At 70.3% G+C, this 24,951-nt stretch carries 28 protein-coding genes; 22 read left to right on the top strand and 6 right to left on the bottom strand.

Annotated elements, in window-relative coordinates:
- The first annotated feature begins 6 nt into the window (after positions 1–6).
- From thiL to puuE, 3 genes are all read left to right on the top strand, one after another.
- Positions 7–1,134, top strand: coding sequence for a thiamine-phosphate kinase (gene thiL / locus FM112_RS08305; protein WP_254910421.1), 1,128 nt, complete (start codon positions 7–9; stop codon positions 1,132–1,134).
- Between the two features lie 89 nt (positions 1,135–1,223).
- Positions 1,224–1,571 carry a carboxymuconolactone decarboxylase family protein gene (locus FM112_RS08300; RefSeq protein WP_087006382.1) on the top strand — a complete coding sequence of 116 codons (348 nt, stop codon included), beginning with the start codon at positions 1,224–1,226 and terminating at the stop codon, positions 1,569–1,571.
- Between the two features lie 300 nt (positions 1,572–1,871).
- Entirely contained in the window at positions 1,872–2,792 is a 921-nt protein-coding gene (gene puuE, locus FM112_RS08295) for an allantoinase PuuE (RefSeq protein WP_087006378.1), read from the top strand.
- 74 nt (positions 2,793–2,866) lie between these two features.
- Here puuE and rsmD read toward each other — a convergent pair whose 3' ends face one another.
- On the bottom strand, positions 2,867–3,427 hold the full coding sequence (rsmD, locus tag FM112_RS08290; protein ID WP_087006375.1) for a 16S rRNA (guanine(966)-N(2))-methyltransferase RsmD: 561 nt from the start codon (positions 3,425–3,427) through the stop codon (positions 2,867–2,869).
- A gap of 54 nt (positions 3,428–3,481) precedes the next feature.
- On the opposite strand from rsmD, the gene FM112_RS08285 reads away from it, so the two are divergent.
- Genes FM112_RS08285 through FM112_RS08270 form a run of 4 tightly spaced genes read left to right on the top strand, consistent with a single transcriptional unit; the run spans position 3,482 to position 10,233 of the window.
- Positions 3,482–4,453: a MoxR family ATPase gene (locus FM112_RS08285; RefSeq protein WP_087006371.1), complete on the top strand. Its 972-nt coding sequence runs from the start codon at positions 3,482–3,484 to the stop codon at positions 4,451–4,453.
- Between the two features lie 4 nt (positions 4,454–4,457).
- A complete protein-coding gene (locus FM112_RS08280; protein ID WP_140400630.1) occupies positions 4,458–5,720 on the top strand; it encodes a DUF58 domain-containing protein in 1,263 nt (420 codons plus the stop codon).
- A complete protein-coding gene (locus tag FM112_RS08275) occupies positions 5,717–8,095 on the top strand; it encodes a DUF3488 and transglutaminase-like domain-containing protein (RefSeq protein ID WP_087006364.1) in 2,379 nt (792 codons plus the stop codon). The genes FM112_RS08280 and FM112_RS08275 overlap by 4 nt, the downstream gene beginning before the upstream one ends.
- A gap of 17 nt (positions 8,096–8,112) precedes the next feature.
- Positions 8,113–10,233 carry an ATP-dependent DNA helicase RecG gene (locus FM112_RS08270; protein WP_087006535.1) on the top strand — a complete coding sequence of 707 codons (2,121 nt, stop codon included), beginning with the start codon at positions 8,113–8,115 and terminating at the stop codon, positions 10,231–10,233.
- Between the two features lie 24 nt (positions 10,234–10,257).
- Here FM112_RS08270 and FM112_RS17220 read toward each other — a convergent pair whose 3' ends face one another.
- Complete coding sequence (locus tag FM112_RS17220; RefSeq protein ID WP_176386744.1) at positions 10,258–10,740, bottom strand: HXXEE domain-containing protein; 483 nt, start codon at positions 10,738–10,740, stop codon at positions 10,258–10,260.
- 138 nt (positions 10,741–10,878) lie between these two features.
- Between FM112_RS17220 and FM112_RS17215 the strand changes: the two genes are divergently transcribed.
- The 10 genes from FM112_RS17215 to FM112_RS17210 all read left to right on the top strand — a co-directional run bounded on the left by FM112_RS17215 (position 10,879) and on the right by FM112_RS17210 (position 17,640).
- The gene (locus tag FM112_RS17215; RefSeq protein WP_176386743.1) at positions 10,879–11,496 is read left to right on the top strand and encodes a hypothetical protein; all 618 of its coding nucleotides are present in this window, start codon (positions 10,879–10,881) and stop codon (positions 11,494–11,496) included.
- 83 nt (positions 11,497–11,579) lie between these two features.
- Positions 11,580–12,203 (top strand): copper resistance CopC family protein, encoded by a 624-nt coding sequence (locus FM112_RS08260; protein WP_176386742.1) that lies wholly within the window; start codon positions 11,580–11,582, stop codon positions 12,201–12,203.
- Positions 12,204–12,225: 22 nt separating this feature from the next.
- Positions 12,226–12,762 (top strand): copper chaperone PCu(A)C, encoded by a 537-nt coding sequence (locus FM112_RS08255; RefSeq protein WP_087006355.1) that lies wholly within the window; start codon positions 12,226–12,228, stop codon positions 12,760–12,762.
- Positions 12,762–13,982 (top strand): Dyp-type peroxidase, encoded by a 1,221-nt coding sequence (locus FM112_RS08250; protein ID WP_087006352.1) that lies wholly within the window; start codon positions 12,762–12,764, stop codon positions 13,980–13,982. Before FM112_RS08255 ends, FM112_RS08250 begins: the two co-directional genes overlap by 1 nt.
- Before the next feature lie 85 nt (positions 13,983–14,067).
- Positions 14,068–14,571 carry a pantetheine-phosphate adenylyltransferase gene (gene coaD, locus FM112_RS08245; protein WP_087006349.1) on the top strand — a complete coding sequence of 168 codons (504 nt, stop codon included), beginning with the start codon at positions 14,068–14,070 and terminating at the stop codon, positions 14,569–14,571.
- Positions 14,572–14,604: 33 nt separating this feature from the next.
- Positions 14,605–15,114, top strand: coding sequence for a DUF177 domain-containing protein (locus FM112_RS08240; protein ID WP_087006346.1), 510 nt, complete (start codon positions 14,605–14,607; stop codon positions 15,112–15,114).
- Between the two features lie 197 nt (positions 15,115–15,311).
- Positions 15,312–15,515: a 50S ribosomal protein L32 gene (rpmF, locus tag FM112_RS08235; RefSeq protein ID WP_087006343.1), complete on the top strand. Its 204-nt coding sequence runs from the start codon at positions 15,312–15,314 to the stop codon at positions 15,513–15,515.
- Positions 15,515–16,249 carry a ribonuclease III gene (gene rnc / locus FM112_RS08230; RefSeq protein WP_087006340.1) on the top strand — a complete coding sequence of 245 codons (735 nt, stop codon included), beginning with the start codon at positions 15,515–15,517 and terminating at the stop codon, positions 16,247–16,249. The genes rpmF and rnc overlap by 1 nt, the downstream gene beginning before the upstream one ends.
- 2 nt (positions 16,250–16,251) lie before the next feature.
- Positions 16,252–17,127 (top strand): bifunctional DNA-formamidopyrimidine glycosylase/DNA-(apurinic or apyrimidinic site) lyase, encoded by an 876-nt coding sequence (gene mutM, locus FM112_RS08225; RefSeq protein WP_087006337.1) that lies wholly within the window; start codon positions 16,252–16,254, stop codon positions 17,125–17,127.
- A gap of 372 nt (positions 17,128–17,499) precedes the next feature.
- On the top strand, positions 17,500–17,640 hold the full coding sequence (locus FM112_RS17210) for a hypothetical protein (RefSeq protein WP_176386741.1): 141 nt from the start codon (positions 17,500–17,502) through the stop codon (positions 17,638–17,640).
- Positions 17,641–17,688: 48 nt separating this feature from the next.
- Here the strand turns inward: FM112_RS17210 and FM112_RS08215 are convergent, their stop codons facing one another.
- Complete coding sequence (locus FM112_RS08215) at positions 17,689–18,777, bottom strand: hypothetical protein (protein WP_087006331.1); 1,089 nt, start codon at positions 18,775–18,777, stop codon at positions 17,689–17,691.
- A 245-nt stretch (positions 18,778–19,022) separates the two neighbouring features.
- On the opposite strand from FM112_RS08215, the gene FM112_RS08210 reads away from it, so the two are divergent.
- The 4 genes from FM112_RS08210 to FM112_RS08195 all read left to right on the top strand — a co-directional run bounded on the left by FM112_RS08210 (position 19,023) and on the right by FM112_RS08195 (position 22,203).
- Positions 19,023–19,220 (top strand): zinc finger domain-containing protein, encoded by a 198-nt coding sequence (locus FM112_RS08210; protein WP_087006328.1) that lies wholly within the window; start codon positions 19,023–19,025, stop codon positions 19,218–19,220.
- A gap of 105 nt (positions 19,221–19,325) precedes the next feature.
- Positions 19,326–20,894, top strand: a complete 1,569-nt coding sequence (locus FM112_RS08205) for a type I restriction-modification system subunit M (RefSeq protein ID WP_087006325.1) — start codon at positions 19,326–19,328, stop codon at positions 20,892–20,894.
- Positions 20,891–21,745, top strand: coding sequence for a RhuM family protein (rhuM, locus tag FM112_RS08200; protein WP_217874485.1), 855 nt, complete (start codon positions 20,891–20,893; stop codon positions 21,743–21,745). The genes FM112_RS08205 and rhuM overlap by 4 nt, the downstream gene beginning before the upstream one ends.
- A 98-nt stretch (positions 21,746–21,843) precedes the next feature.
- Positions 21,844–22,203, top strand: coding sequence for a hypothetical protein (locus FM112_RS08195; protein WP_176386740.1), 360 nt, complete (start codon positions 21,844–21,846; stop codon positions 22,201–22,203).
- Positions 22,204–22,330: 127 nt separating this feature from the next.
- On the opposite strand, the gene FM112_RS08190 is transcribed toward FM112_RS08195, so the two are convergent.
- Positions 22,331–22,744, bottom strand: a complete 414-nt coding sequence (locus FM112_RS08190; RefSeq protein ID WP_087006322.1) for a DUF1622 domain-containing protein — start codon at positions 22,742–22,744, stop codon at positions 22,331–22,333.
- 147 nt (positions 22,745–22,891) lie between these two features.
- Here FM112_RS08190 and FM112_RS08185 point away from each other — a divergent pair, with 147 nt between their 5' ends.
- Entirely contained in the window at positions 22,892–23,497 is a 606-nt protein-coding gene (locus tag FM112_RS08185; RefSeq protein WP_087006319.1) for a GNAT family N-acetyltransferase, read from the top strand.
- Here FM112_RS08185 and FM112_RS08180 read toward each other — a convergent pair.
- The gene (locus FM112_RS08180) at positions 23,442–23,969 is read right to left on the bottom strand and encodes a GNAT family N-acetyltransferase (protein ID WP_087006316.1); all 528 of its coding nucleotides are present in this window, start codon (positions 23,967–23,969) and stop codon (positions 23,442–23,444) included. The genes FM112_RS08185 and FM112_RS08180 overlap by 56 nt on opposite strands.
- 77 nt (positions 23,970–24,046) lie before the next feature.
- Positions 24,047–24,790: an ABC transporter permease gene (locus FM112_RS08175; RefSeq protein WP_087006314.1), complete on the bottom strand. Its 744-nt coding sequence runs from the start codon at positions 24,788–24,790 to the stop codon at positions 24,047–24,049.
- Positions 24,791–24,951: the final 161 nt, after the last annotated feature.

Raw genomic sequence — 24,951 nt, 5'->3', positions numbered from 1 at the left:
GACCACGTGCTCGACGCTCCCGATCCCGCGCCCGCCCCGTCCGCCCCGACCACCGTCGCCGAGGCGGGAGAGCGCGAGACGCTGCGGCGCATCCTCGCTGAGCTCCCCGAGGCGCCGACGCTGCTGGGGCCCGGCGACGACTCGGCGATCGTGGCCGCGCCCGACGGGCGCGTCGTGATCAGCACCGACACGATGATCGAGGGGCCGGATTTCCGGCTCTACTGGTCCGGCCCCGAGCAGCTGGGGCGCAAGGCCATGGCCTCGAACCTCGCGGATATCGCCGCGATGGGCGCGCGGCCGACCGGGATCGTCATGGCGCTGGCCGTGCCGCGCGAGACGCCGGTCGACTTCGCGGCGGGGATCGCCCGCGGCTGCGCCATCGGCCTCGAGCGCCTGGCGCCGGGATGCGGCATCGTCGGCGGCGATCTCGCGACCGCCTCGGAGGTGACGATCGCCGTCACGGTCTTCGGATCGCTGGACGGGCGTGACGCGGTCCTGCGCTCGGGGGCGAGACCCGGCGACACGGTCGCCGTGGCCGGCGGCCTCGGGCGGGCGGCGGCCGGCCTGCACCTGCTGTTCGCCGGCATCGACCGCATGGATCGATCCGCGGGCCGATTCGCGGTCGGCGATCGCACGGCGGGCATCCTCGCCGCGCTCGGCGCCGCGGGGGCCGGGGGAGGCCTCGAGGCGCTCATCGCGGCGCAGCTCGCGCCGGAGCCGCCGCTGCGCGCCGGGGTGCTCGCGGCCCGGGCCGGCGCGACCGCGATGATGGACCTCTCGGACGGGCCGCTGCTCGACGCCACCCGGCTCGCGGAGGCGAGCGGGGTCTGCATCCGGATCGACTCCACGACGGTGGCGGCGGACGCGGCACGGCTCGTCCCGACGCTCGCCGACGCGCTCGGCCTCGGGCAGGAGGAGGCCCGCGAACTCGCCCTCCGCCTCGTGCTCGGCGGGGGAGAGGACCACTCGCTGCTCGCGACCTTCCCGGAGGGCGCGCCGCTGCCCGAGCCGTTCCGCGCGATCGGCCGGGTCGCCCCCGCCGGGCCGGCGCCGGTGCTCGTCGACGGCGAGCCGGCCGAGCCCGCCGGCTGGGACCCCTACGTCGGCATGGCCGGGGACGGCGGCGCCTCGTAACGCGGGGTAACGCGCGCGGCCGCCGAGGAACAGCGCGAGGGCGGGCGCGTTATCGTCTGCACCCGACCGTTTCGATGAAGGAGTACCCGATGACCGAGTTCCTCGACCGCGAGCACGACGCCAGCTACACCAAGGACTACAAGGAGACCACGCCGGACATCCTCAAGGCGTTCGGCGACCTGAACGACGCGGTGTTCGCGCCCGAGGGCCGCGAGATCCCGCTCAAGTACCGCGAGCTCATCGCGCTCGCGGTGGGCATCAGCACGCAGTGCCCCTACTGCATCGACGGCCACAGCAAGAACGCCGTCAAGGCCGGCGCGACCAAGACCGAGCTCGCCGAGGCCGCATGGGTGGCCACCGCGATCAAGGCCGGGGGCGCGTACACCCACGGCCGCCTCGGGTTCAAGTTCTCGGGCGTGCACGACCACGCGGAGTAGCGGGCGAGGGCGTCCACCGGGGCGCGCCCCGCGCCGAGGCCCCGATGCCTCCGGCGCGCGGCGCGCCCCGCGCTCTTGCGGCGGCTCTGTGCCTATGCGGTGGCCCTGCGCTCATGCGGTGGCCCTGTGCCGTCGCGGCTCGCGGCGTTCACCCATCCGCGGAGGGCCTACGCTAGAACTTCGCCTCCGATTCCGGAGCGAACGGGAATCATCGCGGCTTCCCGGTCGACCCCCGCCGGACCGCCGCCCGATCCCGTTGTCGACCATGATGAGTGCGATGCACTCGGGAAGTGAGCCTTCATGACGAACATCCTCCCCTCGCCCCGTGATTTCGTGGGGTACGGCGCGCAGACGCCGGATCCGGAATGGCCAGACGACGCGCGGGTCGCCGTGCAGTTCGTGATCAACTACGAGGAGGGCGGCGAGTCCTCCATCCTCGAGGGCGACCCGCGCTCGGAGCACCTGCTCTCCGAGATCGTGGGCGCGGCGCCCTGGGAGGGGCAGCGCAACCTCAACATCGAGTCGATCTACGAGTACGGCTCCCGCGCCGGCTTCTGGCGCCTGCACCGGCTCTTCACCGAGCTCGAGATGCCCGCCACGGTGTACGGCGTGACGCTCGCGATGGCGCGCAACCCCGAGGCCGTGCGCGCCATGAACGAGGCCGGCTGGGAGATCGCGAGCCACGGCTACCGCTGGCTCGAGTACAAGGACGTGCCCGAGGACGTCGAGCGCGAGCACATCCGCGAGGCCGTGCGCCTGCACGCCGAGGTGGCGGGCGAGCGGCCCTACGGCATCTACCAGGGCAAGCCCTCGGACAACACGCTGCGCCTGGTGCAGGAGGAGGGCGGCTTCCTCTACTCCTCGGACACCTACGCGGACGACCTGCCCTACTGGGTCCCCGGCATCGACGGCGAGCCCTTCCTCATGATCCCGTACACGCTCGAGGCCAACGACATGCGCTTCGTCGCCGCGCAGGGGTTCAACTCGGGAGACCAGTTCTTCACGTACCTCAAGGACACGTTCGACACCCTCTACCAGGAGGGCGTCGACGGCGCGCCGAAGATGATGTCGGTCGGGCTCCACTGCCGCGTCGTGGGCCGGCCCGGCCGGGTCGCGGCCCTCCGCCGCTTCCTCGAGTACGTGCAGAGCCACGCCCGCGTGTGGACGCCCCGGCGCATCGACATCGCGCGCCACTGGCACGAGCACCACCGCCCCGCCTGATCGGGAGCGGTCCGGCGGCGCCCCGCGGCGAGAATCGCGCGGGGCGCCGCCGGGCCTTCCGCCCAGCGCGGCGGTCAGGCCGCCGGCTCGGCGAAGTGCAGCGCGGTGTCGCCGTAGTCCCGGCGGCGCCACAGCGCCAGCCCGGCGGGGAGCGGCGCGTCGCCCGAGCGGGTCGAGCGCTCGAGGACGACGAGCGCGTCCTCGCTCAGGAGCGGCACGAGCAGGTCGAGCGCCTCGGCGCACTCCGCATCGCCCAGATCGTAGGGCGGATCGAGGAACACGAGGTCGAACTCGCCGGCCGCCGAGGCCAGCCAGGACCGCACCGTGGACTCCACCACGTCCGCCCGGGCCGCGGGGACGCTCTCGAGCACCTGCCGGGCATTGGCCCGCGCGAGGCGGCAGACCGAGCCGCTGCGCTCGACGAGCACCGCCGACTCGGCGCCGCGCGACAGCGACTCGAGGGCGAGCGCGCCGGTGCCGGCGTAGAGGTCGAGCACGCGCGCGCCCTCGAACTCGAACGCCGACTCCAGGGCCGAGAACAGCGCCTCGCGCACGCGGTCGCTCGTGGGCCTCGTACCGCTGTGGGAGGCGCGGAGCACGGCGCCTCCGGCCGCGCCGGCGATGATGCGGGTCATATCTCGATCGTACGCGCCGCGAGTTGTCATCGCAGACGTGGAAAGATAGCCGTCATGACTCAGCGCGACACCCTCTCCGCCACGCTCTTCGACAACGCCGGCTCGCTGCAGGCGGCCGTCTCGAGCGTGCTCGAAGGCAAGTCCGAGCAGGTGCGCATCGCCGTGACGGTGCTGCTCGCCGGCGGCCACCTGCTGGTCGAGGACGTGCCGGGCGTCGGCAAGACCGTGCTCGCCAAGACCCTCGCCCGGGCGATGGACTCGCAGGTCAACCGCATCCAGTTCACCCCCGACATGCTCCCGAGCGACGTGACCGGCGTCGCCGTCTACGACCAGCGCAAGAGCGAGTTCGAGTTCCAGCCGGGCCCGGTGTTCGCGAACATCGTGATCGGCGACGAGATCAACCGCGCCTCGCCCAAGACCCAGTCGGCGCTGCTCGAGTGCATGGAGGAGCGCCAGGTCTCGGTGGACGGCGAGACGCACCGCCTGCCCGACCCCTTCACGGTGTTCGCGACGCAGAACCCCTCGGAGATGGAGGGCACCTACCCCCTGCCCGAGGCGCAGCGGGACCGCTTCATGGCCCGCATCTCGATGGGCTACCCCGATCGGGACGCCGAGCTGCGGATGCTCGAGTCGCGCGACCGCATCGATCCGCTCTCGCAGCTGCAGCCGGTGGTTACCGCCGCGCAGGTCCGCGACATGATCGCGCAGGTGCAGGACGTGTTCGTCGCGCCCAGCGTCAAGCAGTACGTCGTCGACCTCGCGCGCGCGACGCGCGAGCACGACGCCATCCGGGTGGGCGTGAGCCCGCGCGCCTCGCTCCACCTGCTGCGCGCCGCCAAGGCGTCGGCGGCGATCGCCGGGCGCTCGTACGTCGTCCCCGACGACGTACGCAGCCTGCTCGTGCGGGTGTTCGCGCATCGCCTCGTGATCGGCAGCCGCGCGGGCCGCAAGTCGAGCTCCTACGCCGAGGCCAGCCGCGTGCTCGAGCAGATCGCCGCGCAGATCCCCGCTCCCACGGGGGCCTGAGCCGGTGGCGGCCAGTGACGCGCAGCCCATGACCGCGCGGGGGCTGCGGCCGACGCCCCGGGCGTGGGGCCTGCTGATCGCGGGGGCGATCGTGATCGCGCTCGCGGAGCTGTTCGGCGTGGTTGCGCTGCGGTTCATCGGTCTCGTGCTCGTGCTGCTGCCCGTGGGCGCGTATCTGCTGCGGCTGCTCGCGCCGCCCCGGCTCGAGGTCGAGCGCTCCGTGTACCCGACCACGGTCGCGGCCGGCGACCGCATCCGCGTCGTCGCCGAGGTGCGCAACCGCTCGCTGTTCGGCTTCGAGTCCTCCACCTACGTCGACACCGTGACGGGGACCGAGCGCAAGCGGGTCTCCGGCGTGCTCTCGAGCATCGCCACGCGCCTGCACCGCCGCGAGGGCCGTCGGCGCCGCCGCATCGCCTACGCGCTCACCCGCATGCGCCGCGGCCTGAGCGAGATCGGGCCGCTCTACCTCGAGAACGGCGACGGGCTCGGGCTCACCACGCGCCGCATCCGGGTCGGCGAGGCGATCGAGGTCGAGGTCTGGCCCCACGTGCACGACGTCGACCGGCTGAACATCCCGGCGCTGCGCACGGGCGCCGAGGCCGACGTCGCGCTCGGGCGCTCGGGCGACGCCGACGACGTCGTGACCCGCGAGTACCGCCGGAGCGACGCGCTCCGCCGCGTGCACTGGCGGGCGACCGCGCGCGCGGGCGAGCTGCGCGTGCGCCAGGAGGAGCACCACGCCGAGGTGGTGGCCGTGGTCGTGCTCGACACCGCGCCGAACGCCGGCACCGACCCCCGCTTCGAGCTCGGGGTGTCCGTGGCGGCCTCCGTGCTGACCCGGCTCCACGCGCTCGGCTACGACACGGAGCTGCTCGAGACGCACGACGACCCCGACGTCGAGGAGGACGTCGTGTATCGCACGAGCGCCTCCGAGACCCTCGGCCGGGTCATGCGCCGGCTCATGCTCGTGCAGCCTGCGGAGCCCGAGGCGGACGCCCGGCACGAGGAGCTGCTCGACCGGCTCGCGGGAGTGGGCCGCGCCCCCGTCATCTTCGTGACGCGGGGCGACCGGGAGCCCGAGGCGGGCGCGCTCGACATCGAGGCCTACGGCTCGCCCGCGATCGCGGTGGTCTGCGAGACGGGGGCCGACCGCGAGCTGCGGGCGGCCGACCGCTTCGCGGATTCGGGCTGGCAGGTCGTGCGGATGAACGCGGGCGCGATCGACCCCTGGTCGAGCGCGCAGCGGATCGGGGTGTCGATATGACCAATCGCGGCTCCTGGTTCGTCACGATCGGCCTGGTCGGTCTCGTCTGGAGCAGCGCGCTGCTCGCGCTGCCGCTCACCTCCACCCCCGAGTGGCTGCTGCCGGCCATGATCACCTCGCTCGTCGTGCTCGTGCTCATGCAGGGCGCGCGGCAGTTCACGGGCTCGAACGCCCTGAGCATCCTGCTCGGGGTCGCGACCCTCGCCGGGGCGATGCTCGTGCTCGCGCAGCCCACCGGGCTCACCGACGTCTTCGCGGCCATCGGCCGGCAGGTGACCGGACTGGCCGAGCAGCTCCCGAACGACCAGCCGCCGCTGCGGCATTCGCCCCCCGTCGCCTTCATGATGGGCCTCGCGACCGGCGCCCTCGCGATCATCGCCGACGTGCTGGTATCCGTGCTGCGGTCGCCCTCGGTGGGCCTCGTGATCGCGGCGCCGGCGGTCGCGCTGCCGCTCGCGATGGGGCTCGGCGCCGCCCCCTGGGGCTACTGGCTGCTGTTCGCCGCGCTCGCGGTGCTGCACCTCCACCTCGGCTACCGCTGGCTGCAGCAGCTCGACGACGAGGAGCGCACGAGCCGCGGCCTGTCGAGCGAGGGGCGCGGCATGGGCGGACTCGTCGGCGCGCTGACCACGGGCGCGGTCGCCATCACGGTGGCCGGGCTCCTCGCCGTGATGCTGCCCGCGCCGGGCGGGTACTGGTGGCAGATGGTCGGCTCCACCGCCTCGATCTCGACGAACCGCGTGAACCCCATCATCGACCTCGGCGACGACCTGCGCCGCGATCAGCCGGTGGAGGTGCTGCGCTACGCCACGTCGCAGACCTCGGGCGAGCTGCCCTACCTCTCGCTCGTATCGCTCACGCAGCTCGACTCGGACGCCGACTGGCAGCCCGGCGAGTTCACCCCCGACCTCGGCGCGCTCGACGGCGACCTGCCGCTGCCGGGCGACCTCGGGAACGCGCCGAGCACGCTCGCCGTGAACTCCAACGTCGTGATGGAGGCGGGGGTCAGCGCGTACCTGCCGCACCCGTCCACCCCGGTGCGCCTCGCGGCCGTCGACGGCGAGTACGGCTGGAGCGAGGCCACCGGCGATATCCGCAGCGTCGACGAGGAGGCGCTCGCGCAGAGCTTCCACGTGGACAGCCTCGTGCCGAGGCCCTCCGAGGCGGAGCTCCGCGGCACCGCGCTCCCCGCCGGCGAGCAGTTCGCCGAGTACCTGCAGCTCCCGGACGACCCGGCGCTCGAGGGCATCCGCGCCCAGATGGAGTCCGTGATCTCGCCGAACGCCTCCCCGTACCAGCAGGCGCTCGAGCTGCAGAACTGGTTCCGCGGCGGCGCGTTCGACTACTCCGAGCTCGCCCCCGTCTCCGGCGGCTACGACGGCACCAGCCTGTCGGTCGTGGAGCAGTTCCTGCAGGTGCGCAGCGGCTACTGCGTCCACTTCGCCAGCGCCATGGCCGTCATGGGGCGCCTGCTCGACATCCCCACGCGCATCCAGGTGGGCTTCACCCCCGGGTCGTTCGCGAGCGTCAACGAGCTTGGCCAGCCCGTGTACTCCGTGACGACGAACGATCTGCACGCGTGGGCGGAGTTCTGGGTCGACGGCTACGGCTGGGTCCCCTTCGAGACGACCCCGAGCTCCGGCATCGGCTCGACCGAGGTCGCCGAGGTCGGCGACGAGGGCGAGGAGGTGCAGACGCCGCCGGAGGAGACCGTCGCGCCCGTGCCCACCGAGACCGCCCCGCAGGGGGAGGAGACGACGCCGGAGACCCAGCCCGAGACCGATCAGCAGCACGCCGACGACTCGGGCGAGCAGGAGGCGGAGCAGGGCGGGGCACCCGAGTGGGCCGGCCTCGCGCTGACCATCGGCGCGATCGTCCTCGCGCTCGCGGTCCTGGCGCTGCTCGTGCTCCTGCCCCGGCTCATCCGCGGCCGCAGGCGGGCCGCGAGACGCGCGCTGCTGCGCCCGGGGGAGGACGCCGCGGCGCCGGCGGCGATCGCCGCGGCCGCCTGGGACGAGGTCCGGGACAGCGCGGCGGACTACGGCGTGCACGTCCCGCGGGGGCGCACGACGGGGCAGCAGCTCCGCGTGCTTTCCGCGCAGCTGGAGCTCGAGCCCGGCGATGCGCCGAGCGAGTCCCTGCGGCGGATCGGCGAGATGCTCGACGAATCCGCCTTCTCCGGGCCCGAACATCTTGTCGAATCGCGAGTCGAGTGGGAGGATGTCGAGAGCGTCGCGGGCAGGATGCGCGAGCACGCGACCGACCGGCAGGCGAGGCGGGCCAAGTGGGCGCCGGCCTCGGTGCTCGGCCCGCTGCGCTCGCGGCGCCGGCGCGGGTCGAGGCGAACCGATCGAGGTGGAGGCAGGAACCGGTGACGAACGCGACGCCCGAGATGCCGCTGGCCGAGCTGCTGCCCCGGAAGGAGGCGGAGGCGCTCTCCGCGGCGTTCGACATGCGGTTCGCTGCCGACCTCGTCGCCCACCTGCCCCGACGGCACGTGTTCCGAGGCGAGCTGACGCGGATGTCGCGGCTCGAGGATGGCGAGCACGTCACGCTCGTCGCCGAGGTGGTCAGCGCCTCGGCCAGGCGCATGCGCAGCCGTCGGGGGCAGCTCGTGGAGGCGATCATCACCGACGGCCACGGCCGGGTGAAGCTCACCTGGTTCAACCAGGCGTGGCGGGCCGAGGAGCTCGTCCCCGGCACCCGCGGGCTCTTCTCGGGCAAGGTCGGGTTCTACCGCGGCGACGCGCAGCTCTCGCATCCCGACTACCAGCTCTTCCGCGACGAGGGCGACAGCGAGGAGGCGATCGAGAAGTGGACGAACCGGCCGATCCCGATCTACCCCGCCACCGCCAAGTGCACGAGCTGGCAGGTGCAGCGGGCCGTCGAGAAGGTGCTCGAGATGCTGCCCGAGTTCCCGGATCCCATCCCGCCGGAGTTCCGCCCCGAGGAGCACTGGACCTACGACCTCGCGCTGCGCCGCATCCACCTGCCCCGCAGCCGCGGCGACATCGAGGGCGCCAGGAAGGCGCTGAAGTTCACGGAGGCGTTCGAGCTGCAGACCGCGCTGCTGCAGCAGCGGGCGCGCTCCGCGCAGCAGCCCGCCATCGCGCGGCCGCCGGAGCGGGACGGCCTGCGGGACGAGTTCGACGCGCATCTGCCCTTCTCGCTCACGGAGGACCAGCGCCTGGTGGGGGAGCGGCTCGAGGCCGAGATCGCCGAGTCGACGCCGATGCACCGGCTGCTGCAGGGCGAGGTGGGCTCGGGCAAGACCGTGGTCGCGGTGCGGGCGATGCTGCAGGTGGCCGAGCACGGCGGCCAGTCCGCGATGCTCGCGCCCACCGAGGTGCTCGCCAATCAGCACCTGCGCTCGATCACCGAGTCGCTCGGCCCGGAGCTCTCCAAGCGGCTCATGCCGACCCTGCTCACGGGATCGCTCACGAAGACCGAGCGGCAGCGCGCGCTGCTGCGCATCGTGACGGGCGACGCCCGCATCGTCGTCGGCACGCACGCGCTCATCAGCGAGGACGTGCAGTACGAGGACCTCGGGCTCATCGTGATCGACGAGCAGCACCGCTTCGGCGTCGAGCAGCGCGAGCGGCTGCGGCGCAAGGGCAAGGCGAGCCCGCACGTGCTCGTGCTCACCGCGACGCCGATCCCGCGCACCGTCGCGATGACCACGTTCGGCGACCTCGACGTCTCCACGCTGCGCGAGCTGCCCGGCGGGCGTGCGGGCATCTCCTCCTTCCTCGTGGGCCTTGCCGAGCATCCGCACTGGATCGAGCGCGTTTGGGAGCGCACCGCGGAGGAGCTCGCGAAGGGGCGTCAGGCCTTCGTCGTGTGCCCATCGATCGAGCCCGGTGAGCCGGGGGAAGGCGTCGAGGCGGCCGAGGACGAGCAGGCCGCCGCCTCGGTCGCGGAGGTGCTCGAGCAGCTGCGGGAGCACCCGCTGCTCGCGGGGCGCCGCATCGAACCGCTGCACGGGCGCATGAGCGCCGAGGAGAAGGACTCGGTGATGCTCGACTACGCGGCCGGCCGCATCGATGTCGTGGTGGCCACCACCGTGATCGAGGTCGGGGTCAACGTGCCCAACGCCTCGACGATGATCGTGCTCGACGCCGACCGGTTCGGCGTCTCCCAGCTCCACCAGCTCCGCGGCCGCGTGGGGCGTGGGGAGCATGCCGGCGTGTGCCTGCTCGTGACCGCGGCCCCGCAGGAGTCCCTGGCGTACGAGCGCGTCTCGGCGGTGGCCGGCACGCTCGACGGCTTCGAGCTCGCCGAGCGCGATGTGGAGCTGCGGCGCGAGGGCGACGTGCTCGGCTCGGCGCAGTCGGGGGGCCGTTCCTCGCTCAAGCTGCTGCGCGTCACCAAGGACGCGGATGTGATCGCCGAGGCGCGCCTGGCCGCGGCGGAGCTGATCGAGCGGGATCCGGAGCTGCGCTCCGCCCCGGTGCTCCGCGAGTCGCTGCGGCGCCTGTCGGGGGCCGAGCGCGCGCACCTCGAGATGGGATAGCGGGGCTCCCGGCCGAGAAGGGGCTCAGCGCCGGGTGCGCGTCTTCGCGGGCAGGAGCCGGGCGAGGAGATGGCACAGCAGCGCCGCGGGTATGAGCACGGCGGCGCCGACGGCGTACTCGCGGCTGCGGAGCGGGGCGCCGCGCCGCTCGAGCTCGCGCCGGGCGAGCACCGCGCCGGGCAGCATCACGGGCACCGCCGTGGCGACCCCTGCCGTGTAGCCGCGCAGCACGGCGGAGGCGATCAGGTGGGTGCCCACGTGCGCCTCCAGCCCGGCGAGCACGGCGCGGTAGAGGCGGGAGCGCCCGCGCGTGCGCTCCCCGCGCAGGCACGAGGTGCCCACCAGGACCGCCATCATCCCGACCGCGGCCCAGGACTGGCGGCCGTCCATCCGCAGCCGCTCGGCGCCGGTGCGGTCGGCGAGGCGATCGCAGGTCTGCGGGAACGCGACCGCCTCCTCGACGTCGTGCAGCGTCCACGCCGCGAACAGCGCGCCCGGTCCTCGCATGCGCCACCACCTCCGTCGGCCCGCCCCCGCACCCGCTCGGGCTGGTGCGAGGCGTCTTCCCGAGAGCGTAGTCGCGCCGGGCGGGGAAGCGCGGAATCGGGACCCTGCCGGAGTCGTCTTCGCAGTAGACTCGGAGGCATGGATGAGCGCGTGCGGCACAGCGGTCGTGGCCCGCGCATGCTCGCCCGCGGCTGGGCGCTCGCCGTCGTCGCGACGGCGCCGGCCGCCGCCCTCCACGGTGCCGCCCACGGGCACGACCCGGAGCCGGCCGTGCTGCTCGTCGCCGTCGTGCTCGCGGCCGCGATCTCGGTGCCGCTCATCGGGCGCCGGTTCAGCCGACTCCGCTCGGCGCTCGCGATCCTGTCGAGCCAGGCGCTGTTCCACGCGTTCTTCACGGCCACGGATCTCTCCGGCGTCTCCGCGCCGGGCGTCGACACCCACGCCCACCACTTCGAGACCGGGGCGCTGCACCTGGTCGCGCCGGCGGCCGAGGCGGCCGGGGGCTGGATGCTCGGCGCGCACCTGCTCGCGGCGCTCGCCACCGTAGGGCTCGTCTGGTACGGCGAAGCGCTGCTCCGACGCATCCTGCGCGGCTGCCACGCTGCGGTCGACAGACTCGTGCGGCTCGTCCGCACGGCGGGACCCCGGCCGATCCCCGCCGCGCGGCCCCGCACCGGGTTCGGGACCCTCATCCGTCCGCTGAGCGCCCGCACCGCCGAGGCGATCCGCAGGAGGGGCCCTCCGGCCCTCGCGTGAGCGCGGCCCTGCCGACGGCGTCCCGCCTCGGCACGGCTGCCATGAGCACATCATCATTTTCAACTCACGTACCGGAGCATCCCTTGCGTCTACGCATCCGTAAGACCCAGTTCATCCTGTTCGCAACGCTGCTGCTCGCGGCGCTGCTCGTCGTCGTCCCGGCGGCGGGCAGCGCCTCGGCGCACGACCAGCTCATCGACTCCTCGCCGCAGCCCGGCGAGGAGTTGGAGGAGTCGCCGGGCGAGGCGACGCTGCAGTTCTCTGCGGAGGTGATCGAGATCGGCGCGGAGCTCGCGCTCCAGGGCGCCGACGGCGAGGTCATCCCCTTCGAGGAGGAGCTGAGCATCAGCTACGACACGATCACGCAGCCGCTGCCGGCGCTCGAAGCAGGCGAGTACGCGCTCAACTGGCGCATCGTCTCGCAGGACGGCCACCCGATCTCGGGCACGATCGACTTCGTCGTCGCGGGCGGCGGCGCGCCGGCCGAGACCGGCGGCTCGTTCGGCAACAGCTCGCAGGAGCCCTCGTTCGAGGCCGGGCCCGCCCAGGACGCCGCCGAGGACGAGGGCGGGCGGTTCGACCCGACCCCGATCATCGGGATCATCGGCATCGTCGTGGTCGGCACGATCATCGTGTTCGCGATCCGGCGGCTGAGCAAGCCGAGCAGCCCGAACGAGGACGAGGACGCCTCCGGTACCGAGTCCTAGACGAAGGTACGGAACACACACAATGCACATCGGAATCGCGCGGCGTCTCGCCGCGCTGTCAACCATTGCCGCATTCGCCCTCATCGGCTGCGCCGAGGCGGAGGATGCGGCGGAAGATCACGCCCCGATCCAAGAGAGCGGGGCCCTCGCCATCGCCGATCCGTGGATCAAGGCGACCGACACCGAGATGACCGGGGTCTTCGGCACCATCGAGAACACCGGCGACGAGCCCCTGCGGATCGTCGCCGCGGACGCCGAGCTCGCGGGGATGGTCGAGCTCCACGAGACGATCACGCAGTCCGACGGGTCGAGCGTGATGCAGGAGGTGGAGGGCGGCTTCACCATCCCCGCGGGGGAGGAGCTCGCGCTCGAGCCCGGCGGGAACCACATCATGCTCATGGATCTCGATCGCGAGATCCTGCCGGGCGACGAGATCGTCGTGACCGTCACGACCGCCGACGGCGCCGAGCACGAGTTCACGGCGCAGGCGAAGGAGTACACGGGGGCGCAGGAGACCTACGCGCCCGACTCCGAGCACGGCGACCACGGCGGCCACTGATGGCCGGGCGTCATGAAGGGCCGCGCCGACGGGATGTGCTCGTCGGCGCGGCCGGCGTCGGCGTCGGCGCCGCGGTCGTGCTCGCGGGCGGCGCCGCCGTCCGGCAGCAGGCCGGGCCGGAGCCCTTCGGCGCGGAGCGGACGCCGGGCGAGGACGGGCACCAGCCCGGGCTTCGCACGGACCCTCCCGCGCATGCCGTGCACATCGCCGTGGATCTCGACGAGCGGGTCGACCGGGAGCGCATCCGCTCGCTGCTGCGCATCCTCACCGACGACGCGAGCCGGCTCATGGCCGGCTACGCGCCGATCGGCGACCAGGAGCCGCAGATGGCCGAGGTGCCTGCGGGGCTCGCGATCACCATCGGCTTCGGCCGCGGGCTCGTGCGGCGCGTGGACGAGGACGGCGCCCCCGACTGGCTCGCCCCGCTGCCGGCGTTCTCCGTCGATCGGCTCGAGGAGCGATGGTCGGGCGGGGATCTCCTGCTGCTCGTGGCGTGCGACGATCCGCTCACGCTCGCCCACGCGCAGCGGATGCTGCTCAAGGACGTGCGCGCGTTCGGGCGCATCCGCTGGCAGCAGCCCGGATTCCGCAACGCCCGGGGCTCCCTGGCGCCGGGCACGACCCAGCGGAACCTCTTCGGGCAGATCGACGGCACCGCGAACCCGCTGCCCGGCACCGAGGAGTTCGACGAGCTCGTCTGGATCTCCGAGGGGCCCGCGTGGCTCCTCGGCGGCACGAGCTTCGTGCTGCGCCGCATCCGCATGGACCTCGAGACCTGGGACGAGGTGGATCTGCCGGGGCGCGAGGCGGCCGTCGGGCGGCGGCTGGACACCGGCGCGCCGCTCACGGGCGCGCAGGAGCGCGACGAGCCCGACTTCGAGGCGGTGACGGCGCAGGGCTTCACCGTGATCAACCCGGTCAGCCACCTGCGCCGGGCCCGCAGCGAGGACCCGAGGGAGCGCTTCCACCGGGTTGCCTACAACTACGACCATCCGGTCGCGGACGCGGGCGGCGCCGGGGCGGAGGTCTCGGATTCGGGGCTGCTGTTCGGCGCGTACCAGGCGGATCCCGTCGCGCAGTTCGCGCCCGTCCAGCAGCGGCTCGCCGAGGCGGACCTGCTCAACGAATGGACGGCGCCGGTCGGTTCGGCGGTGTTCGCGATCCCGCCGGCCGCGCCCCCGGGCGGATTCGTCGGCGAGCAGCTCTTCGCGGAGGGCTAGCGATTGGGCAAATGCTTCGTGCGGTCGTCATTCTTCAGGCAGGCCGCACGAAGCTTCCAGCCCGGGACGACATACGATAGAGACCATGTCGAACATTGCAGTAGTCCCGGGATCCTTCGACCCCGTCACGCTCGGTCACGTGGACGTGATCACGCGCACGGCGAACGTGTTCGACGAGGTGCACGTCCTCGTGGTCCACAACCCCGACAAGCAGGCGATGATCCCCATCGCGCGCCGAGTCGAGCTCATCGAGCAGGCGCTCGTGGAGACCGGGGCGCCGACGAACATCGTCGTGCGCTCGTGGAGCGTGGGGCTGCTCGTCGACTACTGCACCGACATCGGCGCCAGCGTCATCGTCAAGGGCGTCCGCGGCTCGAACGACGTGGACTACGAGACGCCCATGGCCATCGTCAACCGCAACCTCGCGCGGATCGAGACGATGTTCATGATGCCGAACCCGCTGCATGCGCACGTGTCGAGCTCGCTCGTCCGCCAGGTCGCGAAGCTCGGCGGCGATGTATCGCCGTACGTGCCGAATGTGGTCCGCGATTTCCTGCAGGGCGACACGGACCCGAACATCGCCATCTGAGTCCGGCGGGGCCCCGGGGCGTAGACTCGGGGCATGACAACTTCACCGTATGCCGTGAACGTGGCCAGCATGATCAACCGGCCAGGCACAATGCGGGAGCTGGAGCTCGACCTCGTCGTCCCCGAGCGGATCGGCGAGGGGCTGATCTACTTCGACAAGGGCGCGGAGCTCGAGGTCGACCTGCGTCTCGAGACGCTCGTCGACGGCATCCTCGCCACCGCCCAGGTCTCCGGGACCTTCACCGGCGAGTGCAGCCGCTGCCTCGACCCGCTCGAGCGGCCGTGGACGGGGAGCATCACCGAGCTCTACAGCTACCTGCCCGACGAATCCGTCGAGTACCTCGTCGCGGACGAGTCCGTGGATCTCGAGGGGCCCATCCGCGACGTGGTCGTGGCCGATCTCCCGTTCGCCCCGCTGTGCAAGCCCGACTGCCTGGGCCTCGACCCCAAGACGGGGGAGAAGCTCACCGAGCCGCTGCCCGAGACCGACGACGAGATCGACCCGCGCTGGGCGAAGCTCCAGGGCCTGCTGGAGGACAGCTAGCGCCCAGGGTCGCGCGGCGCCGAGTTCTCGCGTAGACTCGACGTCTGGTGTCGGCTCGTTGCTTCGAGACCTCATTGACTCAGCCCGTTCCGGTCGCAAGACCGATGCGCGAAGAAGCCCCACCGCCCGCGCGGACCGCACCGATTGCGTGACCGCACCGCGGAAGCAGACATTTCACATAGAACAGGAAGGCAACCATGCCAGTCCCCAAGCGCAAGATGAGCCGCTCGAACACCCGTTCGCGCCGCTCGCAGTGGAAGGCCAAGACCCCCACCCTCGTCAAGACCGTCGAGAACGGCAAGGTCACCTACAGCCTCCCGCACCGTGCGAAGCTCGTTGAAGATGTCGACGGCACCCCGCTCTACTACGAGTACAAGGGCCGCCGCGTCGCTGACGCCTAGTGGCACGTCGCTCTAAGAAATTCGACCCCGAGGTCGCCGACCCAGCTCCGCTGGCCGAGGCCCTCGGGGTCGAGTTCGTTCCGGAATTGCTCGACCTCGCGCTCACGCACTCGTCGTGGGCGCACGAGCACGGCGGCGCTCCCGACAACGAGCGCCTCGAGTTCCTCGGCGACTCGGTGCTCGGCCTGGTGGTCGCCGATCTGCTCTACTCGGAGTACCCGGATCTCAGCGAGGGCGAGCTGTCGCCGCGGCATCACGCGCTCGTGTCCGCCGTCTCGCTCGCGCGCATCGCGCGCGGCATCGGGCTGGGGCCGTATCTGCGGCTCGGCCGCAGCGAGCACCTCACGGGCGGCGTGGACAAGGAGTCCATCCTCGCGGATGCGATGGAGGCGGTGTTCGGCGCCGCGCACCTCTCCGCGGGCTTCGAGGCGGCGCGCGGGCTCGTCCTGCGCCTGGTCCGCCCGTATCTCGTCGACGTCGACCGGCTCAGCGCGGAGCTCGATCCGAAGACCGCGCTGCTCGAGGCCGTGGCCGAGCGGGGCGGGGATGCGCCGGTGTACGAGGTGAGCGGCAGCGGTCCCGCGCACGATCAGGTCTTCACCGCCTCCGTCGTGGCCCGCAGGAAGGGGCAGGTGCTCGTCGAGGCCGTCGGCACCGGCCGCAGCAAGAAGCACGCCGAGCTCGCCGCCGCGCTCACGGCGTGGAACGAGCTGCGCAGCCCGCGGGGCTCGTAGCCGTGCCGGAGCTGCCGGAAGTCGAGGTCGTGCGCCTCGGCCTCACGCCCGCCCTCGCCGGGGCGACGGTGACGGCCGTGGAGGTGCACGACTCGCGCGCGCTCAAGCGTCACGTGGGCAGCGAGCTCGACTTCGTCTCGCGCATCGAGGGCCGCGTGCTGCGGGCGCCCTCCCGGCGCGGCAAGTTCCTATGGGTGCCCTTCGCGGAGGGCGATGACGCGCTGCTCGCGCACCTCGGGATGAGCGGGCAGATGATCATCCGCGCGATCGGCGCGCCCGAGGACAGGCAGCTGCGCATCCGGATGCGGGTGGAGGGACCGGCGGGGGAGTACGAGCTGCGGTTCCTCGACCAGCGGCTCTTCGGCTCGCTCGCCGTGACGCCGCTCGTGGCGGCTCCGGACCATCCCGAGGAGCGCATCCCCGACCAGGTGCGCCACATCGCGCGCGACCCGCTGGATCCGGAGTTCGACGACGCGTTCTTCCGGTTCCGCCTGCGGTCGACCTCGCGGAGCGTCAAATCGGTGCTGCTCGACCAGGCGGTGGTGTCGGGCATCGGCAACATCTACGCCGACGAGGCGCTGTGGCGGGCGCGGCTCCACTGGCGCCAGCCCGGCGCGAGCATCTCGACGCGCAAGGCGGGGGAGCTGCTCGATCACGTGCGCGACGTGTTCGACGAGGCGCTGCTCGAGGGCGGCACGTCCTTTGACTCGCTCTACGTGAACGTCAACGGCGAGTCCGGGTACTTCGCGCGGCGGCTCAAGGCGTACGGTCGCGAGCGGCAGCCCTGCGAGCGGTGCGGGCGGGCGATCAAGCGGGAGGCGTTCGCGAACCGGTCCTCGTACCGCTGCCCCGGGTGTCAGCGGCTGCGGCGCAAATAGTTGGATTGCGGCGGGTCGTGCCATCCGCACCGTTCTGCCCGGCTTCCCCTCCCGTTCCGTGGATAGCCTCTACCCCTCCCGACGCGGATATGAGGACTTTGCCCTCGCAGCTCGCGCTTGCGAGGTACGAGAATCTTCGTCTGCCGAACCGCGTTACTGGGCCCGTGGGCCTCGTCGGCTCGGCGCACTACCCCGCGGCGGTGCTGGAGGTCGGCTGTTCCGGATTCGTAGGGTCCGACTGTGCCATTGGGCACAGTAAGGCGCAGCTGCGCGAGCAACTCGGCGACAGGTACCTGACCTTCGAGGACTGCATGCTTCCGAAGGCCCATCCAATCTGCACTGGTAAGAGCCCGTGCGCCGAGGCGCACGGCCATGCGTATTACCCGCGTGACGTGGCCTACTTCCTCGAGCACCGCGCCCTCGCAGAAGACGACCCCTGTCAGTAGCATCGACGCCATCGAGGAGACCGGGCAGCTGAATGCGCTGGGCTACGACGTGGCGAACGGCGGTTGAGGCCGGCAGTTGATGTGGTCGAGGCCTCGATGAGCCGTCCGGCGACAGTCAGTCGCTGAGGTCGAACTCGTCTGTCACTTGCTCGATGGTGAACTTCTGGCGGAGCTTTGCCGCGGTGTTCTGGTTCGCGAACATCCCGTTCTTCCACACCGCCTGCTCGCGCGGCACCGTCTTGGTCCATTCGACGGGGACGACCCACTCCGCGTTCTCGTCCTCGACGTCGCCCTCATGACGGTAGCTGCCCCCGAGTGGGAGACTCTGCAGCGGGGTCTCGACGCCGTCGATATCGACGAGCGCCTCGTCGAAGCGGCGGGCCTCGCCAATGACGGTGCCTACGCCGACGTAGCCCGCCTTCGGGATGTGCACGAAGACCCGAGCGCCGATGGGCAGGTTCTTCAGAGTCCGGGAGAACCATGCGCCGCCGCCGCCCGAGACGAAGCCGTACTTCTGCCCGTCGGCCCACTGGCGGGTGCCGCTGTCCTCGCCGAACGCGACGTACCAGTCGCTGCCGTTCCATGCTTCGCGGGTTTTCGTCTGCCTGGCGGGCGCAGCGCCGGGAGCCCGTTGGCCCTCGTTCTCGACCAGCCAGGTGCGGGCCAGGTATTTCGCCCCGTTGTCTTCGAAGTGACGGAAGAATACGACGTTGATGGGCACGGCGAAGCCCTCGTTGAGGAATCGCACGATGCGCTCGGTGGCCGCGTCGACGCTCGCGGCAACGATCGTGAAAGTCTGTGTGCTGTTGACCTCCTCGGGGAGGGTCTCGTTGAAGCACTCCGCGAAGGCCTCCTCGAGCGCGACGCCGGGCTTGTATGTCTCAAAGATCGCTTGGATCTGGGTGCGGCCGAGCCCCGCGACCCAGGAGCCGTAGTCCAGCGCTTGCGCGGTGACATCGCGTGGAGTCTTGTCGCGCTTGAGCTCGATGACGTGCACCGCGGCAGTCTCGTCGAGCGCGAGCAGATCGATGAACCCGCCGAAAGCGGTCGGGACCTGGCGGCCGATGATCAGGAGCGTCTCTCCGAGCATCGACGGGTCGGACTCGATATACGTCTCGAGGTAGGACTCGAGCCCGATCGAGGTGGGGACGATGCGGCTGAGCCGGCCACCGTCCGCGCGCCACAAGCCCATTTCAACAGTCACTATTGCTCCTTGTTGGTTTGTCGCCGGAGGCGCTCGTCGATTACGGCGTTTCTAGCCCGACCTAATCAATACTCACGGGATCGTTCGTCCTCACGCTTCATGTTAATGAGTCCCGTCCGAACAACTCCGACGACCGCACCGAACGGGGCGGCTCTGCTGCTGGCGACTCCAGGGACTTCTGTTCCTGGTCTCCATCTGATGGGGCCGGCAGATGAAAAGATTCGTACGCGACGTCGAACGAACTGATGGCTAACGAACGAAGGATCTCCTCGCGCGGAAAATGTATCTATCGTGGGAAGTGGGAGTACTTCGCGCGGCGGCTCAAGGTGTACGGTCGCGAGCGGCAGCCCCGTGAGCGGTGCGGGCGGGCCATCAAGCGGGAGGCGTTCGCGAACCGGTCCTCGTACCGCTGCCCCGGCTGCCAGCGGTTGCGGCGCAAATAGTTGGATCGCGGCGGGCCGATTCGGTGGTGTCGGTGGCCGTGGGTAGCGTGGAATGCACACGAGAACACAACTGAACACGCCCCTACGGCGCAGGAGACGAACCATATGGCACCGACCACCAAAGAGGCCCAGCGCGCCCAGCTGCACAAGATGATCTGGCGGATCGCGAATGATCTGCGCGGCAGCGTCGATGGCTGGGACTTCAAGAGCTATGTGCTCGGCATGCTGTTCTACCGCTTCGTCTCGGAGAACCTCACCGCCTACCTCAATCGCGGTGAGCACGAGGCGGGCAACACCGAGTTCGACTATGCGTTCCTGCCTGACGGGGAGGCCGAGATGGCCCGTCTAGACCTGGTGGCGGAGAAGGGCTTCTTCATCTTCCCGTCCGAGTTGTTCCAAAACGTGCGCGAGTGTGCGCCACGGGATGCGAATCTCAACGAGACGCTGGAACGCGTCTTCAAGAACATCGAGGCGTCGGCGGTCGGTACGGACAGCGAGGACGATCTGAAGGGCTTGTTCGACGACCTCGATGTCAACAGCTCCAAGCTCGGCAGCACGGTCGCGAAGCGCAATGCGAAGCTCGTGAAGCTGCTGGACGCGATCGGCGACCTGCCCCTGGGCAATTTCGAGGACAACTCGATCGATCTGTTCGGCGACGCCTACGAATATCTCATGCAGATGTACGCCTCGCAGGCGGGGAAATCCGGTGGCGAGTACTACACGCCGCAGGAAGTCTCTGAAGTGTTGGCGAAGATCACCGTGGTCGGCAAGAGCCGTGTGAACAAGGTGTACGACCCCGCGGCTGGTTCCGGTTCGCTGCTGTTGAAGTTCGCGAAGGTGCTCGGTCGCGACAACGTGGGTGGGTTCTTCGGCCAGGAGATCAACCTGACCACCTACAACCTCGCGCGGATCAACATGTTCCTCCACGATGTGAACTACGAGCGGTTCAGCATCGCGCATGGGGATACGCTCACTGATCCGCAGCACTGGGATGACGAGCCGTTCGAGGCGATCGTCTCCAATCCGCCCTACTCGATCAAGTGGGAGGGCGATGCGAACCCGCTGCTCATCAATGATGAGCGCTACGCGCCGGCCGGTGTGCTGGCACCGAAGTCGAAGGCTGACCTCGCCTTCACGATGCACATCCTGTCGTGGCTGGCGGTGAACGGCACGGCGGCGATCGTCGAATTCCCCGGAGTGCTGTACCGCGGCGGTGCGGAACGGAAGATTCGCAAATACCTGATCGACAACAACTACGTCGACGCCGTGATCCAGCTGCCGCCAGATTTGTTCTTCGGCACCACGATCGCGACCTGCATCATCGTGTTGAAGAAGTCGAAGACCGACAACGCGGTGCTGTTCATCGACGCTTCCTCCGAGTTCGCCCGCGTCGGCAACAAGAACAAGCTGATGCCCGAGCAGCAGCAGCACATCCTCGACACGTTCACGACGCGGGAGGACGTCGACTACGTCGCGAAACTGGTGCCGAATGAGGACATCGCGGCGAACGAGTGCAACCTCGCCGTGTCTTCCTATGTTGAGCAGGAAGACACCCGCGAGGTCGTGAACATCGTCGAGCTGAACGCTGAGATCGCCCGCATCGTCGCCCGCCAGGCGGAGCTGCGAACCTCCATCGACGCCATCGTGGCCGACCTGGAAGGAGGCGCCGCATGACAGATGAGCCTTCTGGAGAGGTGATCCTCTACCAGCGCGACGACGGCGCACCCGCGCTTGAGGTGCGCCTCGATGCGGACACCGTGTGGCTGAGCCAGCAGCAGATCGCGGAGCTGTTCCAGACGGATCGGACGAACATCGTCAAGCACATCCGAAACGTCTACCAGGAAGGCGAGCTCGATGAAGCGGCAACATGTGAGGATTTCTCACAGGTTCGTCAGGAGGGCGCACGTCGCGTGACGCGGCAGATTCCGCACTACAACCTGGACGTGATCATCTCCGTCGGCTATCGAGTCAAGAGCAAGGTCGCCACGCAGTTTCGCATCTGGGCGACTGAGCGGCTGCGCGACTACCTCGTGCAGGGATACGCGATCAACGAGCAGCGGCTCGAACAGCTCGGCACCATCGTGCAGATTCTCGCCCGTTCCAGTGACGAGCTGGTCGCCGGGGTCGCGGACGTGCTGGCGGAGTACCTGCCTGGTCTCACCTTGCTGCGCGACTACGACGAAGGCAGCATCGACACCGACCCCGACTCGGTGCCGGATTGGACGCTCACCCCCGACGAGGCTCGGTCGGTCATCACGCAGGTGGCAGCCGAGTTTCCCGACGACGGGTTGTTCGGCAAGGAGCGCGGCGACGCGCTCGACGGTGTGATCGGCGCGATCTACCAGGGGTTCGGCGGGCAGGATCTTTATCCGACCGTTGAAGAGAAGGCTGCGAACCTGCTCTACCTGGTCGTCAAAGACCACCCGCTCTCGGACGGCAATAAGCGCAGCGCAGCGGCACTGCACCCTCTTCGCCCGCAACGGACTGCTTTCGGGCGCAGGCGGCACGCCACGCATCACGAATAATGCTCTTGCTGCGATCACCCTCATGGTCGCCATGAGCGACCCCAGGAGAAGGACCTCATGATTGCCCTGCTCGTCCGCATGATCACGGAGGGAGCCGCATGAGCCGCATCGATGAACTGATTGCGCGCCACTGCCCGGATGGAGCGCCGCGTCGGCCTCTTAGCTCTCTTGGGAAGCGGAATATAGGCACTGCCATAACTGCGTCAAAGATGAAGGCGATCGGCGGTGGCGGGCCGGTCCGAGTGTTTGCGGGCGGACAGACTGTCGCTGACGTTGCTGAAGACGTGATCCCTGCGAAGGACGTGGTTCAGGTTCCAAGTATCATCGTGAAATCTCGTGGGCATATCGGGTTCAGCTATTACGAAGGCTCGTTCACGCACAAGAATGAGCTTTGGTCGTACTCGATTAACGATGCGGACGTTGATCAGAAATTCGTATACTTCTACCTGCGGATGTGAGGCATATGCAGGATATAGACCAGTGGTTCTCCGGTTTTCCCTCACATCCGCGGAAACCTCCTCCAGGGCCCGAAGCCGCCTTCCGCCGAATTCGCCACGTGATTGAAGCGAGGAACGGCGCTGCAGCTCAACCGGAGACGGGCCGATCCCGGGTCTCCTTCGCGAGGGTGTCGCCGAGGACCCTCCCTCCGCTCGTGAACAGCGCGCGCTTCCACGGCAGGACGCCCTCGATCTCGATCTGGATCGAGACGCTCAGCACCGTGCGGATCATCACGATGATCCCGAGGATCAGCGCCTCCTCGAGGGTGGGGGTCGTGACCGTCTTGATGAGGTCGGCCGCCACGAGGACCTCGAGACCCAGCAGGATCGAGGAGCCGATGATCGTGCGCAGCAGCTTGAACGCCGCGGCGCCACCGCGGCCGCGCGCGAGCGCCCTGACCGCGAGCACCGCGGCGATGGTGAAGCCGATGATCATGACGGCGACGCCGATCATCTCGAAGACGACGGTGACGAACTCGACCACGGGCTCGATCTGCAGCATGCCGTCAGCGTATCGGCCGGGCGTGTGAGTGGGCCGGTGCCGCAGCATCCCCGTCGGCCGCCGAGGCCTCGAAGCGGTAGGATGGCCATCGAGCGAGGACGGCGCGGATCAGCTGCTCTTCCGGGGAACGGCCCTATCCTGTCCGGCATGGACATCGTGGTTCGACCGGCGACGGAGTTCGAGAGCGTCGCGGCCCTCGTCGGGCCGAAGAAGCCGACCTCGAACGTGTGCTTCTGCCTGAGCTACCGGCTCGCCGCCAAGGAGAACAACGCGCTCCGCGGCCCTGCCAGAGCCGAGAAGGTCCGCGAACTCTGCTCCCAGGATCCACCTCCGGGCGTCGTCGCGTATCTCGACGGGGAGCCGGTGGGATGGGCCGCGGTGCACCCGCGCGCGGGGACGAGCTTCGCCCGCAGCCGGACCATCCCGCACGTCGACGACCTCGACGTCTGGTCGCTGTGGTGCTTCCGCGTGCGTCCCGGCCATCGGAAGCAGGGCATCATGCACGCGCTGATCGCCGGCGCCGTCGATCACGCCCGAGCGCGCGGCGCCCCGGCGATCGAGGGGTATCCGGTCGACAACGCCGGCGAGCGGGTGGACCTGACGATGGCCTATGCGGGCACTCGCCGGCTCTTCGAGCAGGCCGGGTTCGAGAAGGCCGCCGAGACGAAGTCGGTGCTCGACGGCTTCCCCCGCGTGATCATGCGGAAGTTGTTCGCGCAGGAGCGCCGCGCTCGTCCAGCATCAGCTGCATGAACGCGAGGTCGAGCCAGCGGCCGAACTTCGTGCCCACCTCGGGGAGCCGCCCGACCATCGTGAAGCCGAGCGATTCGTGCAGGCGGATCGATCCCTCGTTGGCGGCGTCGATGCCGGCGACCATGACGTGCTTGTCGAGGCGGCGCGCCCGCTCGATGAGCTCGAGCATGAGCATCCGCCCCGCGCCGTTCCGGCGCCGATCGGAGCGGACGTAGACGGAGTGCTCGACCGTGCGGCGGTAGCCGTCGAAGGCGCGCCAGTCGCCGAAGGTCGCGTAGGCGGTCGCCTCGTCCGCGTCATCCGCGGCCACGAGCACCGGGTAGCCGGACGACTGCCGCTGCTCGAGCCACGCCGCGCGATCGGCCGAGTCCACGGTCTCGTCGTTCCAGATGGCCGTCGAATGCTCCACGGCGTCGTTGTAGATCGCCGTGATCGCGTCGACGTCCTTCGGCTGCGCGTCGCGTACTCGCATCCGGTGCCTTTCGCTCGTGCTCTGCGGTATCGCATCCAACGCTAGTCCCAGCCGGGGCCGGTAACGGTCGCCGCGCCTCACCCGATAGCAGGGACCTGCTTCGGCGCGCCCAGCAGTGCCGCGACCGTGATCGAGCAGATCGCGGAGCCGAGGATCGCGCCCGAGAGGACCACGAGCTGGAACAGCCCCGCGTCGAGCGGGCTCGCGCCGGCGAACACGGCGCCGGTGAAGGCGCCGGGTAGCGTGACGATGCCGGTCGTCTTGGTCTGGTCGATCGTCGGCGTGAGCGCGAGGCGCGAGGCGGCCGCGCGGAACCGGGCGGCCGCCTGCCGCGGCGTCGCGCCGAGCGAGAGCCAGCCCTCGACCTCGCCCCGGTGCTCGGCCAGCTGCTCCTGCAGGCGCTTCACGGTGAGCGTGGACGCGTTCATGGTGTTGCCGATCACGATGCCGCCCGTGGCGAGCAGGTACTGGGCGCCGAACTCCACCGTGCCGGAGAGGAACGCGATACCGAGCGCGGCGAGCACGCCGCCGCCGATGCCCGCGGCGACGGCCGCCACCACCCGGGGCGTCAGCGCGATCCGCTGCGCCGAGGTGAACACGGCCACGAGGTACATGACCCCGAGCCAGAGCAGGATCCACGACGCATCCGTCAGCAGGAAGGAGAGGATGAGCGCGAGCAGCACCAGCTGCACCCCGGCGCGCAGGACGGCGACGATCGGCTCCCAGCTCAGCGGCACGCGGGCGCACCACAGGACAAGCGCCGCGAGGCCCGCCATGCAGAGGCAGGTGATGAGCGTGCGCGCGACGTCGAAGTGATCCACGCGATCACAGTACTGAGGCCTCGGCCCGCGGATCCGCGATAGGAGGGCCGTCGGCGGCGCATGCCGGTCGTTTCGAGGGGGATGAGGCGATATCCGCCCTCCTAGTTGTACCCGGTCAGGAGGTTGGTCGTACTCGGCTGGTCGGTGGGTTACCGCCGAGG

Origin of the sequence: Gulosibacter sp. 10 (assembly GCF_900163695.1) — a bacterium.
GTDB lineage: Bacteria > Actinomycetota > Actinomycetes > Actinomycetales > Microbacteriaceae > Gulosibacter.
The sequence above is the reverse complement of the archived record's forward strand: the minus strand, read 5'-3'. Positions and strand labels throughout refer to the sequence as shown.

Excerpts from the sequence above, each read along its gene's own strand:
- FM112_RS08240 (WP_087006346.1), top strand. The coding sequence starts at position 14,605 with ATGACAACTTCACCGTATGCCGTGAACGTGGCCAGCATGATCAACCGG.
- rpmF (WP_087006343.1), top strand. The coding sequence starts at position 15,312 with ATGCCAGTCCCCAAGCGCAAGATGAGCCGCTCGAACACCCGTTCGCGC.
- FM112_RS08180 (WP_087006316.1), bottom strand. The coding sequence starts at position 23,969 with ATGCGAGTACGCGACGCGCAGCCGAAGGACGTCGACGCGATCACGGCG.
- rhuM (WP_217874485.1), top strand. The coding sequence starts at position 20,891 with ATGACAGATGAGCCTTCTGGAGAGGTGATCCTCTACCAGCGCGACGAC.
- FM112_RS17220 (WP_176386744.1), bottom strand. The coding sequence starts at position 10,740 with ATGCGAGGACCGGGCGCGCTGTTCGCGGCGTGGACGCTGCACGACGTC.
- FM112_RS08185 (WP_087006319.1), top strand. The coding sequence starts at position 22,892 with ATGGACATCGTGGTTCGACCGGCGACGGAGTTCGAGAGCGTCGCGGCC.
- FM112_RS17210 (WP_176386741.1), top strand. The coding sequence starts at position 17,500 with ATGCGTATTACCCGCGTGACGTGGCCTACTTCCTCGAGCACCGCGCCC.
- FM112_RS08285 (WP_087006371.1), top strand. The coding sequence starts at position 3,482 with ATGACTCAGCGCGACACCCTCTCCGCCACGCTCTTCGACAACGCCGGC.
- FM112_RS17215 (WP_176386743.1), top strand. The coding sequence starts at position 10,879 with ATGGATGAGCGCGTGCGGCACAGCGGTCGTGGCCCGCGCATGCTCGCC.
- FM112_RS08205 (WP_087006325.1), top strand. The coding sequence starts at position 19,326 with ATGGCACCGACCACCAAAGAGGCCCAGCGCGCCCAGCTGCACAAGATG.
- FM112_RS08270 (WP_087006535.1), top strand. The coding sequence starts at position 8,113 with ATGCCGCTGGCCGAGCTGCTGCCCCGGAAGGAGGCGGAGGCGCTCTCC.
- FM112_RS08195 (WP_176386740.1), top strand. The coding sequence starts at position 21,844 with ATGAGCCGCATCGATGAACTGATTGCGCGCCACTGCCCGGATGGAGCG.
- FM112_RS08210 (WP_087006328.1), top strand. The coding sequence starts at position 19,023 with ATGGCTAACGAACGAAGGATCTCCTCGCGCGGAAAATGTATCTATCGT.
- FM112_RS08275 (WP_087006364.1), top strand. The coding sequence starts at position 5,717 with ATGACCAATCGCGGCTCCTGGTTCGTCACGATCGGCCTGGTCGGTCTC.
- FM112_RS08250 (WP_087006352.1), top strand. The coding sequence starts at position 12,762 with ATGGCCGGGCGTCATGAAGGGCCGCGCCGACGGGATGTGCTCGTCGGC.
- rsmD (WP_087006375.1), bottom strand. The coding sequence starts at position 3,427 with ATGACCCGCATCATCGCCGGCGCGGCCGGAGGCGCCGTGCTCCGCGCC.
- puuE (WP_087006378.1), top strand. The coding sequence starts at position 1,872 with ATGACGAACATCCTCCCCTCGCCCCGTGATTTCGTGGGGTACGGCGCG.
- FM112_RS08190 (WP_087006322.1), bottom strand. The coding sequence starts at position 22,744 with ATGCTGCAGATCGAGCCCGTGGTCGAGTTCGTCACCGTCGTCTTCGAG.
- coaD (WP_087006349.1), top strand. The coding sequence starts at position 14,068 with ATGTCGAACATTGCAGTAGTCCCGGGATCCTTCGACCCCGTCACGCTC.
- FM112_RS08300 (WP_087006382.1), top strand. The coding sequence starts at position 1,224 with ATGACCGAGTTCCTCGACCGCGAGCACGACGCCAGCTACACCAAGGAC.
- FM112_RS08255 (WP_087006355.1), top strand. The coding sequence starts at position 12,226 with ATGCACATCGGAATCGCGCGGCGTCTCGCCGCGCTGTCAACCATTGCC.